Origin of the sequence: Pseudomonas rustica (genome assembly GCF_049959085.1) — a bacterium.
GTDB lineage: Bacteria > Pseudomonadota > Gammaproteobacteria > Pseudomonadales > Pseudomonadaceae > Aquipseudomonas > Aquipseudomonas rustica.
This window is the reverse complement of the sequence record NZ_CP188200.1, coordinates 3037925-3055670: the sequence shown is the minus strand read 5'-3', so window position 1 is coordinate 3055670 and position 17746 is coordinate 3037925. Positions and strand designations below refer to the sequence as shown.

Here is a 17746-nt window from a genome sequence, read left to right as displayed (position 1 = left end):
GGCTTACCTCGCGTTACTGGCGCCAACCGGGGATTCCGGCTGAAGCTTCAGGTAGAAGTAGAACAGCACCAAAGTGATCGCGATCAGCAACGCGGCGCCGGCACTGGCCAGGCCCCAGTTGAGGAACGATTGCACCTGCTGAATGATGAACTCCGGCAGCATCATGTTCTGCGCCCCGCCGAGCAGCGCCGGGGTGACGTAGTAACCGAGCGACATGACGAACACCATCAAACCACCGGAGGCCAGACCCGGCCGGCACAGCGGCAGGAACACCCGGAAGAAGTTGCTCCACGGACTGGCGCCGCAGATCGAGCCGGCCTGCAGGATCATCGGGTCGATGGCCTGCATGGTCGCCTGCAACGGCAGCACGATGAACGGAATCATGATGTAGCTCATGCCGATCACCACGCCGGTGAGGTTGTGCACCATCTCCAGCGGCTGATCGATGATGCCCATCGCCATCAACGCCTTGTTGATCACGCCCGACGCTTGCAGCAGCACCAGCCACGAATAGGTGCGGGCGAGCAGGCTGGTCCACATCGACAGCAGCACGATGTTGAGGATCCAGCGCCCCCAGCCGCGCGGCACCAGAGTGATCGCCCAGGCCAGCGGAAAGCCCAGCAGCAGGCTGAACAGCGTCACCAGCCCGGCCACCGAAAAGGTGTTGAGCAGCACTCGGGCATAGGCCGAGTTGGCGAACAGTTGTTCATAGTTGCCGAGGCCTGGCGTCGGTTCGAGCACGCCGCGCAGCAGCAGACCAATCAACGGCGCGAGAAAGAACAGGCCGATGAACAATAGCGCTGGTAGGAGGTTGCCGGCGCCGCGCCAGCGTTGTCTGAGGGACGGGGCTTGCTGCATCGCAACCGCCTGTGTTCCGTGGGCCGAGCCGGCAGCGCTTTGGGCGCTGCCGGTGGCAGTGGAGGGACGGGACGCGGTGGCCGCCATTTTCATTTGACCAGCCATTCGTTCCACCGTGTCGCGATGGCCTGGCCGTTTTTGGCCCAGTACGCGAAATCAAGAGTGATCTGATCCTTAGCGTAGGCAGTCGGCAGGTTGGGGGCCAGCGCCGAATCCAGACGCTCCACACTGTCGAGGTTGACCGGGGCGTAGGCGGTCAGGTTGGAGAAGTCGGCCTGGCCTTTGGCGCTGCTGGCGCTGGCGAGAAACTTCATCGCTGCGTCCTTGTTTTTCGAGCCCTTTGGAATCACCAGAATGTCGGCCATGACCAGGTTCTGTTTCCAGCTCACGCCGACCGGCGCGCCGTCTTCTTGCAGGGCGTGAATGCGACCGTTCCAGAACTGGCCCATGCTCGCTTCACCGGACGCCAGCAGTTGCTGCGACTGCGCGCCGCCGCCCCACCAGACGATGTCTTTCTTGATGGTGTCGAGTTTCTTGAAGGCGCGATCGAGATCCAGCGGGTAGAGCTTGTCGGCAGGTACGCCATCGGCCAGCAGTGCCAGTTCGAGCACGCCGGGACTAGGCCATTTGTAGAGGGCGCGTTTGCCCGGGTAGGTCTTGGTGTCGAACAGGGCGCTCCAGTCCTGCGGCTTGTTGGCGCCGAGTTTGCCCTCGTTGTAACCGAGGACGAAGGAGAAGAAGAACGAGCCGACGCCGTAGTCGCTGACGAAACGCGGGTCGATCTTGTCGCGCTGAATCACTTTGAAATCGAGGGGTTCGAGCAGGCCTTCAGCGGCGGCGCGCAGGGCGAAATCGGCTTCGACATCGACCACGTCCCACTGCACGTTGCCGCTCTCGACCATGGCTTTGAGTTTGCCGTAGTCGGTCGGGCCGTCCTGCACGACGGTGATGCCGCTGGCCTTGCTGAACGGATCGGCCCAGGCCTGTTTCTGCGCGTCCTGGGTGCTTCCGCCCCAACTGACGAAGTTCACGCTGTCGGCCGCCATTGCAGCCTGGCCGGTGACGCTGAGCAGTCCCGCGAAAAGGATCGCGGTTGCAGCTTTGTTCAACACCATGTTCACGCCCTCATTGTTGTGTTTTTGAGCGGGCTTGCGTTGTTGCCCGCCTATCGGGAGCAGTAGATGGACGTTCGTTGGAGTGTCCGGTCTATGGAATATCATATTATGGTATTCCAAACTTTGTGCAAGCACTTTGCCTTACCGGTTATCTGGCGGCTGTCCTTTTTTATGGTTCGAAGAAATGAATCTGAAATGCAAAACCCCTGTAGGAGTGAGCCTGCTCGCGATAGCGGTGTATCAGCCAACATCATTGTTGAATGTCACACCGCTATCGCGAGCAGGCTCACTCCTACATTTGGATTTGTGTTCGTCGTGGGTTATTCGGTGAAGGGGATGCTTTCGACGACTTCCAGGTCATACCCGGTCAGGCCGGCGTATTTCAGAGGAGGGCCTAGGTGACGCAGCTTACCCACCCCCAGATTCTGCAAAATCTGCGCCCCAGTCCCCACCTCGGAATAAATCCGCGATTGCGAACGACTGAACTGCCGCGGCGGCTGGGTCAATTGCGGCACGCGCTCCAGCAGCGCCTGCGACGACTCGTGATTGGCCAACACCACCACAACCCCATGCCCCTCAGCCGCGACCCGTTGCAACGCCGCCCACAACGTCCAGTTCGCCGGCCCGCTGTATTCCGCGCCAACCAGATCCCGCAGCGGATCAATCACATGCACGCGCACCAGCGTCGGCTCTGCGCGGCGCAGATCGCCCATGACCATCGCCATATGCACGCCGCCCTCGATGCGATCCTCAAAGGTGATCAAACGGAACGTGCCATGCACCGTCGGCAGCTCACGTTCGCCAATCCGCTCGATGGTGTGTTCGGTGCTCAGGCGATAGTGGATGAGGTCGGCGATGGTGCCGATCTTGATCCCGTGTTTGCGCGCAAACACCTCCAGATCGGGACGCCGCGCCATGGTGCCGTCGTCATTCATTACTTCGACAATCACCGAAGCCGGGGTGAAACCGGCCAAGCGAGCCAGATCACAACCCGCTTCGGTATGCCCGGCGCGGGTCAGCACGCCACCTTCCTTGGCGCGCAGCGGGAAGATATGGCCCGGCTGCACCAGGTCTTCCGCGCGGGCATTCGGCGCGACAGCGGCGGCAACCGTGCAGGCGCGATCCGCTGCCGAGATACCGGTGGTCACGCCAACTGCCGCTTCAATCGACACGGTAAACGCGGTGCTGAACACGCTGCCGTTGGCCGGCACCATTTGCTCCAGCCCCAAACGCTGGCAGTGGTCGTCGGTCAGCGTCAGGCAAATCAGCCCGCGTGCTTCACGGGCCATAAAGCTGATCGCTTCTGGCGTGCAACGGTCGGCGGCCAGCAACAGGTCGCCTTCGTTTTCGCGGTCTTCGTCATCGACCAGCAAAACCATTTTGCCGAGACGATAATCTTCGATGATTTCTTCGATGCTGTTGAAGGCCATGCTGGACTCTCAGGGTTCGTTGGAAATATATTGGTATACCATAATACAGAATCAACAAAGAGGTCACTATGAAGGCGTACTGGATTGCTCATGTGGACATCGCCGATGCCGATCACTACAGCCAATACACCCAGCGCGCCCCGGCGGCTTTCGCAGCGTTCGGCGCGAAATTTCTGGCGAGGGGCGGGCGCAGCGAAGCGATGGAAGGGCGCAAGACGCCACAGCGCAGCGTGGTGATTGAATTTGAAAGCTACGAAAAAGCCGTGGCGTGCTACCACTCGGCGGCGTATCAGGAGGCGAAAAGTTACCGCGAAGAATGGGCGAAGGCGGAGATCATCATCGTCGAAGGCATCACCCTAATTTAAGACTCACCGTGAACCCCTGTAGGAGCTGCCGAAGGCTACGATCTTTTGATTGATCGTTCCCACGCTCCGCGTGGGAATGCAGCCCGGGACGCTCCGCGTCCCTTTTAGAGCCGAACGCGGAGCGTCCGAGGAGGCGTTCCCACGCGGAGCATGGGAACGATCAATGTGATCAGCGGATGAAGTGGATCTTGCCGCTATCGTCATTGCCCATATAGATCCCATAAACCCCAGCCTGACGCTCTTCGATATAGCGCTCGAGAATCTGCCGGATCGCCGGGTAGTAAATCTGCTCCCACGGAATGTCTTCCGGCGCGAAGAACTTGTAATCCATGGTCTCCAGTCCGTACTGCCCGGTAATCTCCAGCGCGATCGCGCGGAAGATGATGTACACCTCGCTGATCTTCGGCACGCTGAAAATCGAGTACGGCGAAACGATTTCCGCGCGCACGCCGCTTTCTTCCCAGACTTCGCGAATGGCAGCTTGCTCAGTGGTCTCGCCGCTTTCCATGAAACCGGCCGGCAGCGTCCAGGTGCCCGGGCGCGGCGGGATCGCCCGTTGGCACAGCAGATATTTGCCGTCCTGCTCGATGATGCAGCCGGCAATGATCTTCGGATTGACGTAGTGGATGTAGCCGCAGCCGCGACACATCAGGCGCTCGTGCGTATCGCCCGCCGGTATCTGCTGACCGAGGTCAGGGCCACCGCATTTCGGGCAATAGCTCGGGCTGAACATATCAGTGACCTATACGCGGTTCTTTCAATGCGATAGGCAGGGTCATCGCCGGCGTGCCTTTAACGACAGAGCCGGTCTCTTCCTGCTTGCGCTTGAGATAGTCGAGCGCTACCGCAGCGGCAGCGCGAACGTGATCAACACAGGCTTGATGCGCCACCAGCGGATCGCCGCTCTTGATCGCCTCGACCATTTTTTCCATTTCCTGATTACTCGCGCCGCGCCGGTTTTCCTGGGAAACCGAAGTCGCGCGCAGGTAGCTGATGCGCGCCTGCAACTGCCGCAACTGAGTGGCCGCGACATGATTGCCCGAGCCTTCGAGCAGCACGTCGTAGAAACCTTGCACCGAGTCGATCACCTGTTGCAGTTCGCCGTCCTTGAGGGCCTTGCGGTTCTCGTCGAGGGCTTTTTCCAGGGCTTTGATGTCCTTGGCTTTGGCGCGCAGGGTGAACAGCTGCACGATCAAACCTTCGAGTACGCAACGCAGTTCGTAGATGTCGACGGCATCGGCGAGGGTGATGATCGCCACGCGCGGGCCTTTGGCATCGGCAAACTCAACCAGACCTTCGGATTCCAGGTGACGCAAGGCCTCGCGCACGGAGGTGCGGCTGACGCCAAGGCGATCGCACAGATCGCGCTCGACCAGACGATCACCGGGCATGAGCTGGAAATTCATGATCGCGCTACGCAGTTTATCCAGCACGATTTCGCGCAGGGTAACGGGGTTGCGATTGACCTTGAAGCTGTCGTCGAGTGGCTGGCGTTTCATGGGATCCGCTCTTTCGGTTGGCTGTCCATGCCAGACGGGCATCTAAACAGCCGAGGGGTTAACTGGGGCTTCGGCGTCGGCTTCGGCGAAGGCTTCACGGGCCAGCCGGAAACTGTCCACGGCTGCCGGAACGCCGCAATAAATGCCGACCTGAAGCAGAATTTCGCGTATTTGCTCACGACTCAGGCCGTTACGCAAGGCGCCACGCACATGCAGCTTGAGTTCGTGCGGACGGTTGAGCGCCGAGATCATTGCCAGGTTGATCATGCTGCGCTCCTTGAGCGACAAACCTTCACGACCCCAGACATGGCCCCAGCAGTATTCGGTGACCATTTCCTGCAGCGGGCGGGTGAAGTCGTCGGCGTTGTCTATCGAACGCTGCACATAGGCTTCGCCCAGCACCTGAGTGCGGATCTTCAGGCCTTTTTCATATTTCTCGTTACTCATCATTCCTCCCATCACCCAATTCCCCTGTAGGAGCTGCCGAAGGCTGCGATCTTTTGATCTTGCTCTTGAAAATCAAAGTCAAAAGATCGCAGCCTTCGGCAGCTCCTACAGGGAATCGTGTCTGGCAATCAGGCCAGGGTCGGCAACGGGCCGAGCTTGCCTTTGTGGTAGATCATCGGTGTCACCGGTTGCGCGGGCAGGATCAGATTCTTCACCGCGCCAACGATGATCGCGTGATCGCCGCCGTCATATTCACGCCACAACTCGCACTCGATGATCGCCGTGGCTTTGGCGAGAATCGGGTTACCGAGTTCGCTCAAATGCCACTCGATACCGGCCGCCTTGTCCTTGCCTTTACCGGCAAAGGCATAGGCCTCAGCCGTCTGGTCAGCCGACAGCAAATGAATCGCAAACTTCTTGCTGTCACGCAGGATCGGATAAGTGTCGGAGGCGTAGTTAGGGCAGAACAGCACCAGCGCCGGGTCAATCGACAGCGCGCTAAAAGCGCTGGCGGTGATGCCGACAATGCCGCCCTCCGGGTCAACAGTGGTAACCACCGTGACGCCGGACGGAAACGAGCTCATGACGTCTTTGTAAATGCCGGGTTCGATCATTTCGCAGGACTCCTAGCGCATCACAAACGGATCAGGCATTGGCGCCTGAGACAAGTTGATCCACACCGTTTTCAGTTCGGTGTAGGCCAGCACCGAATCGATGCCGCTTTCGCGTCCATAGCCACTGTTCTTGAAACCGCCGATCGGCGCCATCGCCGACACCGCGCGGTAAGTGTTGACCCAGATAATCCCCGAGCGCACATCACGAGCAAGGCGATGCGCCCGGCCCAAATCACGCGTCCAGATGCCCGCCGCGAGGCCGAACTGCGAGTCGTTGGCGATGGCCAGCGCCTCGGCTTCATCTTTAAAGCGAATGACCGAAGCCACCGGGCCAAAGACTTCTTCCTGCATGATCTTCATCGAATTGCGATCGCATTCGAACAGCGTTGGCTCGTAGAACCAGCCGTCACCGAGATCGGTCGGCCGCTTGCCGCCAGTGCGCAACCGCGCGCCCTCGGCGATTGCATCAGCGACCAGACCTTCAACCACCGCCAGTTGCTGCGCGGTGGCCATCGGCCCCATTTCACTGGCGTCTTCCTGCGGGTTGCCGATGCGAATGCGCTGGGCGCGTTCGACCAGGCGATTGACGAATTCGTCGTAGATTTCGTCCTGCACCAAAAGGCGTGAGCCAGACACGCAACTCTGCCCGGACGCCGCATAAATCCCGGCAATCGCGCCGTTGATCGCGCTGTCGAGATCGGCGTCGGCGAAAATGATGTTCGGCGACTTGCCACCCAGTTCCAGCGACAGCTTGGCGAAGTTCTCGGCGCTGCTGCGCACCACATGCCGTGCCGTCGCCGCGCCGCCGGTGAAGGCGATTTTGCGGATCAGCGGATGGCGGGTGAGGGCGGCGCCGGTGCTCGGGCCGTAACCGGTGACGACGTTGACCACACCCGGCGGAATCCCGGCTTCGAGGGCCAGACGCGCCAGTTCCAGAATCGTCGCCGAGGCGTGCTCGGACGGTTTGATTACAATCGTGTTGCCAGCGGCGAGGGCCGGGGCCAGTTTGATCGCGGTCAGATACAGCGGGCTGTTCCACGGAATGATCGCCGCGACCACACCCATCGCTTCGTGCACCGTGTAGGCGAACAGATCGGGCTTATCCAGCGGCAGCGTGCCGCCTTCGAGCTTGTCGGCAAGACCGGCTGTGTAGTGGAAAAATTCGGGCAGATAGCTGACCTGGCCACGGGTCTCGCGGATCAGTTTGCCGTTGTCGCGGCTTTCCAGCTGCGCCAGTTGTTCTTTATTTTCGGCGATCAAGTCACCGAGACGGCGTAGCAGTTTGCCCCGTGCGGTGGCGGTCAGGCCGCGCCAGGCCGGGCTGTCGAAAGCAGTTTGTGCCGCTTGCACGGCGCGTTCGACGTCCGCTTCATCAGCGTCAGGCAATTCTGCCCAGGCTTGCGCGGAGGCCGGGTTGAGGCTTTCGAAAGTCTTGCCGGAGAGGGCGTCGACCCATTCTCCGCCGATGCACATCTGGAAGCGTGCGAGTGTCATGCAACGATCCCCTGTATAGGGTTTTGTCGGGAGTGTGCGAATTGGAGAAATTCCAGCAGCGTCTGATTGACCAGACGCGGCGACTCTACGGGCATCATATGCCGTTGCTCGGCCAGCACGGCAACCTTCGCACCGGGGATGCGTCGGGCCAGTTGCTCTGCCATTTCCGGGGTCGAACCCGGGTCGAGTTCGCCGGTGGCGATCAGCGTCGGCGCCTGAATACTGCCCAAGTCGTCAACGCGGTACATGTCTTGGGTGGCGAACAATTCATAAGTGGTCAGGTAGCCTTGCGGATCATTACCGGCGAGGGTCTGACGGATCGCCGCGATCTGCGCCGGGTTGGCTGCCTGATACTCGCGGCTGAACCAGCGCGACAGCGCCGCTTCGGCATTGGCGTCCGGGCCGTGCTCGGCTGCTTGCGCGGTGCGAGCGATGACGCCGGCACGCTGTTCTTCGCTGCGGTTGAACACGCTGTTCAACACCACCAGGCTTTGCAGGCGCTCCGGGTAATGCAGGGCAAAGGCCCGCGCGACCAGACCGCCCATGGAGAAGCCGATCACCGCTGCCTGTGGCAGATTCAGGTGATCGAGCAACTCCAGCAACTGGTCGGCGTAACCGAGCAGGTTGGTGCCACTGGCCGGTCGCGGGCTCGCGCCATGGCCGAGCATGTCGTAGGCGATCACCCGGTATTGGCTGGACAGGCCGACAATTTGGCCGCCCCACATTTCTTTATTCAGGCCCACGCCGTGGATCAAAACCACGGGCTGGCCTTGGCCGGTCGCCAGGTAACTGGTGCCAGCCGGGGTGAGTTCAGCGGTGAGCCGAATCATGGAGCGCTCCTGCAATGCCTTTTTATTGTGATTACTGGGCTTTTTCGGCGGCCAGTTCTTCCAGATCGATGTAGCGGTTACCGATGCGCGGGTGCAGGCGACCACCGTCGGCGCAACCCAGCACGACAACGATTTCGTCGGCACGCGGCGCGTCTTCGATCTGCATTTCCAGGGTGATGTAGTGCGAACGCTGACCTTCGTCGTCCTTGTGCATCATCGGGATCTGAATCGAAGTGCCCGGGCCGCCGCGCTTGTTGGTGAAGCTCAGGTAGCTTTTGGCGTTGACGGCTTCGCGGTAGTGGTTGCCGAAGCGCAGGGTGTGGATTACGGCGGAGGCGTGTTCGATCTCGCCATCAGCACCGACCACGGCGGCTTTGCCGTAAGCCTCGATCTTCTCCGCACCGCCGATGATGCCGACCAGACGCTCGACCATCAGCGCACCGAGGTCGGAGCAGTTGGCGCGGATCTGCGGTTTGAGGTCTTCGACGAAACCGTTGCCCACCCAAGGGTTTTTCATCACCACGGCGAGGCCGACCATGGTCACTGGCTTGTCAGTGGCTTTGCCGCCTTCGATGAAGGTTTCTTCGACATAGCTGACGATCTTGCGAATTTCGAAACTCATGAGCTGCTCCGTAGGGGGGATTTAGAGTGTCTGTGCGTCTGATGGTATACCATAATACCGATCGTGCAAGTCCCCCTAACAAGATTCCCTTCATCCATCCGACGAATCCTCCGTCATAACAACGCAAAATCCCTGTAGGAGCTGCGGCACGCTGCGATCTTTTGACTTTTAAAGGCCAGGATCAAAAGATCGCAGCCTCGTTTCACTCGTCAGCTCCTACAGGGGGATGCGTTCAGCCCGCGCGGTTAACAAAAGATAACGTGGCGCCGATTGTCAGACGTTTCTAAAGCCCGATAGGATGAGCCAGCTTCCGAAGTGGCTCTGGATTGCGGGTTTCAGGACTATGTTTCTGATCTGCCAACACCGGAGCACACTTGCGGCGCCCTTGAAGGCCAAATGGCCTAACAATAATAAATAGGGGAAGGTCTATGAGTCGTTGCCGCCCGCCGGCGTTACGCAACACCGCGTTGCTGGCCACAGCACTCTCTCTGCTGGGCTTTGCCACGTTGTCAGCACCCGTGATTGCCGCTGAGGCCCCGGCCGACGTGGTCTATGCCACCGAATCCAGCAAAGCCGCGAAAAGCCTGATTCTTGATGTCGTCCACGCCGGTGCGCGTCTGGTCGCGGTCGGGGATCGCGGGCACATCGTCTATTCCGATGACCAGGGCAAAACCTGGAAGCAGGCCAAAGTGCCGAGCCGGCAACTGCTGACTTCCGCGTATTTTGCCGATGACAAACACGGCTGGGCGGTCGGCCACGACGCGCAAATCCTCGCCAGCGAAGACGGCGGTCTGACCTGGACCAAGCAATTCGAAGACCTCAAACGTGAATCGCCGCTGCTCGACGTCTGGTTCAAGGACGTCAACAGCGGCTTTGCCGTGGGCGCTTACGGTTCGCTGATGGAAACCACCGACGGTGGCAAACACTGGGAAGACGTCAGCGACCGCCTCGACAACGAAGACCAGTTCCACCTCAACGCCATCGCGGCGGTGAAAGACGCCGGCCTGTTCATCGTCGGCGAGTCGGGCAGCATGTTCCGCTCCGCCGACTGGGGCCAGACCTGGGAAAAACTCGAAGGCCCGTACGAAGGCTCGCTGTTCGGCGTGATCGGCACGGCCCAGGCGCAAACCCTGCTGGCCTACGGCTTGCGCGGCAACCTCTATCGCTCCAGCGATTTCGGCAGCACTTGGGAGCAGGTCGAACTGAAGGCCGCGCGCGGTGCTCTGGAATTCGGTCTGTCCGGCGCAACTTTGCTGCCTGACGGCTCGATCGTCATCGTCGGTAACGGCGGCTCGGTGGTCAGCAGCAGCGACAACGGCGAAACGTTCAGCGTCTTCAACCGTCCGGATCGCATCTCGCTGTCTTCCGTCACCGCGGCCGGCGACGGCAACCTGATTCTGACCGGGCAGGGTGGCGTTCACACCACTCAGCCAAACGGCGCCGAAGTTAATAATAAGAAGGCGGGGCTATGACTTCCTTGATCACTCCTCAGCAGGAAAAGGCGACGTTCCTTGAGCGCCTGATCTTCAACAACCGCCCGGCAGTGATTCTGATCTGTCTGGTGGTGAGCATTTTCCTGTTCTGGCAGGCGACGCTGATCCGGCCGTCGACCAGTTTCGAAAAAATGATCCCGCTCAAGCATCCGTTCATCGAGAAGATGATGGAGCACCGCAACGACCTGGCGAACCTCGGCAACACCGTGCGCATTTCGGTCGAAGCGACTGACGGCGACATCTTCTCCAAGGAATACATGGAGACCCTGCGCCAGATCAACGACGAGGTGTTCTACATTTCCGGCGTTGACCGTTCCGGCCTGAAGTCGCTGTGGAGCCCGAGCGTACGCTGGACAGAAGTGACCGAAGAGGGTTTTGCCGGCGGTGAAGTGATCCCGCAGAGCTACAACGGCTCGCAGGACAGTCTCGATCTGCTGCGCAACAACGTGCTCAAGTCCGGCCAGGTCGGGCGTCTGGTGTCCAACGACTTCAAGTCGAGCATCGTCGATATCCCGCTGCTCGAGTCGTACCCGGATCCGCAGGATCAGGGCAAGCTGCTCGCGCTGGACTACCGCCAGTTCTCCCATGAACTGGAAGACAAGATCCGCACCAAATTCGAAGCACAGAACCCCAACATCAAGATCCACATCGTCGGTTTCGCCAAGAAGGTTGGTGACCTGATCGACGGTCTGGTGATGGTGGTGCTGTTCTTCGGCATCGCGTTCGTCATCACCCTGATCCTGCTGCTGTGGTTCACCAACTGCGTGCGCAGCACCATCGCGGTACTGAGTACGACGCTGGTGGCGGTGGTCTGGCAGCTTGGTTTGATGCACTTCTTTGGCTTCGGGCTCGATCCGTATTCGATGCTGGTGCCGTTCCTGATCTTCGCCATCGGTATCTCCCACGGCGTGCAGAAGATCAACGGTATCGCCCTGCAATCCAGTGAGGCCGATAACGCCCTGACTGCTGCGCGACGCACCTTCCGGCAACTGTTCCTGCCGGGGATGATCGCGATTCTCGCGGATGCGGTGGGCTTCATCACGCTGCTGATCATCGATATCGGCGTGATCCGTGAACTGGCGATCGGCGCGTCCATCGGCGTCGCGGTAATCGTGTTCACCAACCTGATCCTGCTGCCGGTGGCCATTTCCTATGTCGGCATCAGTAAGCGTGCGATTGCCAAAAGCAAGAAAGACGCAAACCGCGAACACCCTTTCTGGCGTCTGCTGTCGAACTTCGCTAACCCGAAAGTTGCACGCATCTCGGTAGTGCTGGCGCTGATCGCTTTCGGTGGCGGCCTCTGGTACAGCCAGAACCTGAAAATCGGTGACCTCGACCAGGGCGCACCGGAACTGCGTCCGGACTCGCGCTACAACAAGGACAACAATTTCATCATCAACAACTACTCGACCAGTTCCGACGTGCTGGTGGTGATGGTCAAGACCAAGGCTGAAGGCTGCTCACGCTACGAAGCCATGGCGCCGATCGACGAGCTGATGTGGAAGATGCAGAACACCGAGGGCGTGCAGTCGGCGATCTCCCTGGTGACCGTGTCCAAGCAGATGATCAAGGGCATGAACGAGGGCAACCTGAAATGGGAAACCCTGTCGCGTAACCCCGACGTGCTGAACAACTCGATTGCCCGCGCCGACGGCCTGTACAACAACAGCTGCTCGCTGGCGCCGGTGCTGATCTTCCTCAACGATCACAAGGCTGAGACCCTCGATCGGGCGGTGGCTGCCGTGCAGGAATTCGCCAAGGACAACAACAAGGACGGCCTGGAATTCATCCTCGCGGCCGGTAACGCCGGGATCGAAGCGGCCACCAACGAAGTCATCAAACAGGCTGAACTGACCATCCTGATTCTGGTGTACATCTGCGTGGCGGTGATGTGCATGATCACCTTCCGTTCGTGGGCGGCGACCCTGTGCATCGTCCTGCCGCTGGTGCTGACCTCGGTACTCGGCAACGCGCTGATGGCGTTCATGGGCATCGGCGTGAAAGTCGCGACGCTGCCGGTGGTGGCGCTGGGCGTGGGGATTGGCGTCGACTACGGCATCTACATCTACAGCCGACTGGAGAGTTTCCTGCGTGCGGGGCTGCCGCTGCAGGAAGCCTATTACCAGACGCTGAAATCTACCGGTAAAGCGGTGCTGTTCACCGGTTTGTGCCTGGCGATCGGCGTGTGCACGTGGATCTTCTCGGCGATCAAGTTCCAGGCCGACATGGGCCTGATGCTGACCTTCATGTTGCTGTGGAACATGTTCGGTGCGCTGTGGCTGCTGCCGGCACTGGCGAAGTTCCTGATCAAGCCGGAGAAACTGGCGGGGCAGAAGGGTAATTCGCTGTTTGCGCATTGATCTGAAGGGCTGAAACGACAAAGCCGCAACCTTAGGGTTGCGGCTTTTTTTGTGGCTCAAGATCAAGAGCCCCTCACCCTAACCCTCTCCCCGAGGGAGAGGGGACTGACCGAGGTGTGCGGCTTGATCCATCGACCTGAAATACCGAGTCGATTATGGAGTCAAAGCAAATCGTTCGACTTGAGATCCCAGCCAATTATGGATTCACAGCAGATCGTTCAAGTCGGCGTAAATCTCGAATATCCCCCAATCGGTTCCCTCTACCTCTGGGAGAGGGCTAGGGTGAGGGTAGGCGGTCTCCAGCCTTAGGAGAGTTCAGCGCCAAGCACAACACTCAAAGCACTACGCGCATCATCCAGCTGCACCAACGTCGCATGCCGAGCCCCCAGCGCATCACGGTTCTCGATCGCCGTCAAAATCGCCTTATGCCGCGGCAACGCCAATTCATGCAAATTCGGCCGCTGATTCGAATGCTTCAACGCCTCGGCAATCGCCACCGACAACATGTTGCACAGATTCGCCAGCAAATCATTGTGCGTCGCATCGGCAATCCGGCTATGGAAATCCAGATCCGGCTGCAACAGCGCTTCCGGCGTCGGCGCCGCTTCCATGCGCTGATACGCTTCACCAATCGAAGCAATATCCGCCTCGGTCGCATGCTGAGCGGCGAGGGCGGCTGCCGCCGGCTCAATAATGCTGCGCACACTGGTCAGCACATTGAAGAACTCATTCTGCGGGCTGCTTTGCATCAGCCAGTGCAGCACGTCCGGGTCGAGCATGTGCCACTCGCGGCGTGCCTTGACCACCGTGCCCACACGCGGCCTGGAATACACCAGACCCTTGGCCACCAGCACTCGCGTGGCTTCACGCAACACCGGACGGCTGACCGCGTACTCTTCGCAGAGCAAGGCTTCGGCGGGCAGTTTGTCGTCGGGCTTGAAGCGTCCGGAGACGATCTGCATGCCCAGTTCCTGGACGATGCGCGAGTGCATGCTTTTGCGGTCGGAGGGTTTGCGGTAATCCATGGGGAACGGCGCGATCCTGAGCGATGGAGATGCCGCGCATCATAGCAGGCACCAGACAAACTTGAGGCAGACACACAGCCAAATGTGGGAGCGAGCCTGCTCGCGAAGGCGGCATATCAGTCAAATAGATGTCGACTGACACTCCCTCTTCGCGAGCAGGCTCGCTCCCACAGTGGAAATGCATTCCAAGGTAGGAGCTGCCGCAGGCTGCGATCTTTTGCTCTTAGTGGGAATGACGCGGCACTTCAGCCCCACGGCAACCCACCAGGAAGTCAAAGTCACACCCCTGATCCGCCTGCAACACATGGTCGATGTACAACTGACGATAACCGCCCACCAACAATTGCTGCGGTGGCTGCAGATCCGCCATACGCGCCGCCAGTTCAGCATCCGGAATATCCAGGTGCAAGCGCCCGGTGGCGCAATCCAGCTCGATCCAGTCGCCTTCCTTCACCGTCGCCAAAGGCCCGCCAGCCGCCGCTTCCGGCGCCACGTGCAAAACCACCGTGCCGTACGCCGTGCCGCTCATCCGTGCATCGGAAATGCGCACCATGTCGGTCACACCCTGCGCCAACAGCTTGGCCGGCAAGCCCATGTTGCCCACTTCAGCCATGCCCGGATAACCCTTCGGCCCGCAGTTCTTCATCACCAGAATCGAATCTTTATCGACATCCAGTTCCGGATCGTTGATCCGCGCCTTGTACATATCAAAGTTCTCGAACACCACCGCGCGACCGCGATGCTGCATCAATTCTGGGGTCGCGGCAGATGGTTTGAGCACCGCACCCAGCGGCGCCAAATTACCGCGCAACACACAAATGCCGCCGTCGGCGCGAATCGGGTTGTCGAGGGTACGGATCACTTCGTCTTCGCCATAGATCGGCGCGTCCTTGGTGTTCTCGCCAATGGATTTGCCGTTGACGGTCAACGCACTCGGATGAGGAATCAGATGGGCTTCTCCAAGGCGACGCAACACCGCCGGCAAACCACCGGCGTAATAAAACTCTTCCATCAGGAAACGCCCGGACGGTTGCAGGTCAACGATGGTCGGCATGCCGCGACCCATGCGCGTCCAGTCATCCAGATCCAGCTCGACGCCGATGCGCCCGGCGATGGCTTTCAAGTGAATCACCGCGTTGGTCGAACCGCCGATGGCCGCGTTCACCCGGATAGCGTTTTCAAAGGCTTCTTTGGTCAGAATTTTCGACAGCTTCAAATCTTCGCGAACCATCTCCACCGCGCGCATGCCGGACATGTGCGCCAACACATAACGTCGCGCATCCACCGCCGGAATCGCCGCGTTGTGCGGCAGCGAAGTGCCGAGTGCTTCAGCCATGCAGGCCATGGTCGACGCGGTGCCCATGGTGTTGCAGGTACCCGCCGAACGCGACATGCCGCCCTCGGCCGCAAGGAAATCGTCGATGGTAATGGTGCCAGCCTTGACCTGTTCGCTGAGCTGCCAGACCACCGTGCCCGAGCCGATGTCCTTGCCCTTGTGCTTGCCGTTCAACATCGGCCCGCCGGTGACGACGATGGCTGGCACGTCGCAACTGGCCGCGCCCATCAGCAGCGCTGGAGTAGTTTTGTCGCATCCGGTCAGCAGCACCACGCCGTCAATCGGGTTGCCGCGAATCGCTTCTTCAACGTCCATGCTCGCCAGGTTGCGGGTGAGCATGGCGGTCGGGCGCAGGTTCGATTCGCCGTTGGAGAACACCGGGAATTCCACCGGAAAACCACCGGCCTCGATCACCCCGCGTTTGACGTGCTCCGCAATCTGGCGGAAGTGCGCGTTGCACGGGGTCAGTTCCGACCAGGTGTTGCAGATGCCGATGATCGGCTTGCCGTGGAACTGGTGGTCGGCGATGCCCTGATTCTTCATCCAGCTGCGGTACATGAAGCCGTTCTTGTCGGCCGTGCCAAACCATTGGGCGGAGCGCAGGGTGGGTTTCTTATCAGACATGATCGATTCTCTTATTGTATGACTATAGTGTTCCAGCTACGGCCTAATCTAAGCGCAAAATCCTAGGTTTGGAAGTGTTGTTGGTGAATTAGTATTACTATATAGTCGTTTTCGACGGAGGGATGGCCCTGGCGGTTTTCCGCGAGAGGCGTCCCCCGAGGTTCTATAAAAACAACAATCGGAGACCGATCTCATGAGCCAGGAACTGCGGCTAATCCGGCGCATTACGCTGAAACTGATTCCCTTCCTGATCCTGCTGTACCTGATCGCCTATGTGGATCGCTCCGCCGTCGGCTTCGCCAAGCTGCACATGGGCGCCGACATTGGCATCGGCGATGCGGCTTACGGCCTCGGCGCCGGGCTGTTCTTCATTGGCTACTTCCTTCTCGAAATCCCCAGCAACCTGATGCTCGAACGCTTCGGCGCACGCCGCTGGTTCGCGCGAATCATGATCACCTGGGGCGCGATCACCATCGGCATGGCCTTCGTCCAGGGCCCGCACAGTTTCTACGTGATGCGCTTTCTGCTCGGCGCGGCCGAGGCGGGCTTCTTCCCGGGTGTTCTCTACTACATCACCCAATGGTTCCCGGTGCGCCATCGCGGCAAGATTCTCGGGCTGTTCATCCTTTCGCAACCGATCGCAATGATGATCACCGGACCGGTGTCCGGCGGTTTGCTCGGCATGGACGGTGTGTTGGGCCTGCATGGCTGGCAGTGGCTGTTCATTGTCATCGGCACGCCGGCGATTTTGCTGACCTGGCCGGTGTTGCGCTGGTTGCCGGACGGCCCGCAACAAGTGAAGTGGATGGATCAGGCGGAAAAAGACTGGCTGACCGGTGAACTGAAAAGGGATCTGCAGGCATACGGCCAGACCCGCCACGGCAATCCGCTGCATGCACTGAAAGACAAGCGCGTGTTGCTGCTGGCGCTGTTTTACCTGCCGGTAACGTTGAGCATTTATGGCTTGGGTCTGTGGTTGCCGACGTTGATCAAACAGTTTGGCGGCAGCGATCTGGTGACGGGGTTTGTGTCATCGGTGCCGTACATCTTCGGGATCATCGGCTTGCTGATCGTGCCGCGCAGTTCTGACCGTTTGAATGATCGCTACGGGCATCTCGCCGTGCTTTATGTGCTGGGTGCGATTGGCCTGTTCCTCAGCGCGTGGCTGACCTTGCCGGTGGCGCAACTGGCGGCGCTGTGTCTGGTGGCGTTTGCGCTGTTTTCCTGCACGGCGGTGTTCTGGACCTTGCCGGGGCGGTTCTTTGCCGGCGCGAGTGCGGCGGCGGGGATTGCGTTGATTAACTCGGTGGGGAATCTCGGCGGGTACATCGGGCCGTTTGTGATTGGGGCGTTGAAGGAATACACCGGCAACCTCGGCTCCGGCCTGTATTTCCTCTCGGGGGTGATGGTGTTCGGCCTGATCCTGACGGGCGTTGTCTACCGCGTGCTCGAGCGCAAACACGTGCTGCCGGTTGACCAGTTCGCCGCCAGCGCACGAGGCGCTACCCGCACCTGACAGCCAAACGCTGGCCCCTTGTGGGAGCGAGCCTGCTCGCGAAGAGGCAGGTACATTCAACATTTGAGGCGACTGACACACCGCTTTCGCGAGCAGGCTCGCTCCCACAGGGGAACGG

16 protein-coding genes are annotated in these 17746 nt (G+C 60.0%); 4 read left to right on the top strand and 12 right to left on the bottom strand.

The window, feature by feature from the left end; genetic code table 11:
* Positions 1-3 precede the first annotated feature (3 nt).
* From ACP3TY_RS13920 to ribBA, 3 genes are all read right to left on the bottom strand, one after another.
* Positions 4-951, bottom strand: coding sequence for an ABC transporter permease (locus ACP3TY_RS13920; RefSeq protein ID WP_400644704.1), 948 nt, complete (start codon positions 949-951; stop codon positions 4-6).
* Positions 948-1973, bottom strand: a complete 1026-nt coding sequence (locus tag ACP3TY_RS13915; RefSeq protein WP_212546097.1) for an ABC transporter substrate-binding protein — start codon at positions 1971-1973, stop codon at positions 948-950. Before ACP3TY_RS13915 ends, ACP3TY_RS13920 begins: the two co-directional genes overlap by 4 nt.
* A gap of 320 nt (positions 1974-2293) precedes the next feature.
* Positions 2294-3403, bottom strand: coding sequence for a bifunctional 3,4-dihydroxy-2-butanone-4-phosphate synthase/GTP cyclohydrolase II (ribBA, locus tag ACP3TY_RS13910; protein ID WP_426620343.1), 1110 nt, complete (start codon positions 3401-3403; stop codon positions 2294-2296).
* A gap of 68 nt (positions 3404-3471) precedes the next feature.
* Between ribBA and ACP3TY_RS13905 the strand changes: the two genes are divergently transcribed.
* Positions 3472-3768, top strand: coding sequence for a DUF1330 domain-containing protein (locus tag ACP3TY_RS13905; protein WP_426620341.1), 297 nt, complete (start codon positions 3472-3474; stop codon positions 3766-3768).
* Between the two features lie 169 nt (positions 3769-3937).
* Here the strand turns inward: ACP3TY_RS13905 and ACP3TY_RS13900 are convergent, their stop codons facing one another.
* The 7 genes from ACP3TY_RS13900 to ACP3TY_RS13870 all read right to left on the bottom strand — a co-directional run bounded on the left by ACP3TY_RS13900 (position 3938) and on the right by ACP3TY_RS13870 (position 9274).
* On the bottom strand, positions 3938-4501 hold the full coding sequence (locus tag ACP3TY_RS13900; protein ID WP_426620340.1) for an NUDIX hydrolase: 564 nt from the start codon (positions 4499-4501) through the stop codon (positions 3938-3940).
* A 1-nt stretch (position 4502) separates the two neighbouring features.
* Positions 4503-5267 (bottom strand): GntR family transcriptional regulator, encoded by a 765-nt coding sequence (locus ACP3TY_RS13895; protein WP_053121182.1) that lies wholly within the window; start codon positions 5265-5267, stop codon positions 4503-4505.
* A 42-nt stretch (positions 5268-5309) separates the two neighbouring features.
* Positions 5310-5714 (bottom strand): carboxymuconolactone decarboxylase family protein, encoded by a 405-nt coding sequence (locus ACP3TY_RS13890; protein ID WP_053121180.1) that lies wholly within the window; start codon positions 5712-5714, stop codon positions 5310-5312.
* A 128-nt stretch (positions 5715-5842) separates the two neighbouring features.
* Positions 5843-6328 (bottom strand): flavin reductase family protein, encoded by a 486-nt coding sequence (locus tag ACP3TY_RS13885; protein WP_053121178.1) that lies wholly within the window; start codon positions 6326-6328, stop codon positions 5843-5845.
* Between the two features lie 12 nt (positions 6329-6340).
* On the bottom strand, positions 6341-7822 hold the full coding sequence (locus ACP3TY_RS13880; RefSeq protein WP_053121176.1) for an aldehyde dehydrogenase: 1482 nt from the start codon (positions 7820-7822) through the stop codon (positions 6341-6343).
* A complete protein-coding gene (locus ACP3TY_RS13875) occupies positions 7819-8652 on the bottom strand; it encodes an alpha/beta fold hydrolase (protein ID WP_426620338.1) in 834 nt (277 codons plus the stop codon). Before ACP3TY_RS13875 ends, ACP3TY_RS13880 begins: the two co-directional genes overlap by 4 nt.
* A 31-nt stretch (positions 8653-8683) precedes the next feature.
* The gene (locus tag ACP3TY_RS13870) at positions 8684-9274 is read right to left on the bottom strand and encodes an amino acid synthesis family protein (protein WP_007917992.1); all 591 of its coding nucleotides are present in this window, start codon (positions 9272-9274) and stop codon (positions 8684-8686) included.
* A gap of 428 nt (positions 9275-9702) precedes the next feature.
* Between ACP3TY_RS13870 and ACP3TY_RS13865 the strand changes: the two genes are divergently transcribed.
* Together ACP3TY_RS13865 and ACP3TY_RS13860 are read left to right on the top strand one after the other, a co-directional pair.
* Positions 9703-10746 (top strand): WD40/YVTN/BNR-like repeat-containing protein, encoded by a 1044-nt coding sequence (locus ACP3TY_RS13865; protein WP_426620336.1) that lies wholly within the window; start codon positions 9703-9705, stop codon positions 10744-10746.
* Entirely contained in the window at positions 10743-13127 is a 2385-nt protein-coding gene (locus ACP3TY_RS13860) for an efflux RND transporter permease subunit (protein ID WP_053121170.1), read from the top strand. The genes ACP3TY_RS13865 and ACP3TY_RS13860 overlap by 4 nt, the downstream gene beginning before the upstream one ends.
* A 305-nt stretch (positions 13128-13432) precedes the next feature.
* Here the strand turns inward: ACP3TY_RS13860 and ACP3TY_RS13855 are convergent, their stop codons facing one another.
* Positions 13433-14152: a FadR/GntR family transcriptional regulator gene (locus ACP3TY_RS13855; protein ID WP_212549333.1), complete on the bottom strand. Its 720-nt coding sequence runs from the start codon at positions 14150-14152 to the stop codon at positions 13433-13435.
* 223 nt (positions 14153-14375) lie between these two features.
* A complete protein-coding gene (locus ACP3TY_RS13850; protein WP_426620334.1) occupies positions 14376-16112 on the bottom strand; it encodes an IlvD/Edd family dehydratase in 1737 nt (578 codons plus the stop codon).
* Positions 16113-16305: 193 nt separating this feature from the next.
* On the opposite strand from ACP3TY_RS13850, the gene ACP3TY_RS13845 reads away from it, so the two are divergent.
* On the top strand, positions 16306-17628 hold the full coding sequence (locus ACP3TY_RS13845) for an MFS transporter (protein WP_426620333.1): 1323 nt from the start codon (positions 16306-16308) through the stop codon (positions 17626-17628).
* Positions 17629-17746 lie beyond the last annotated feature (118 nt).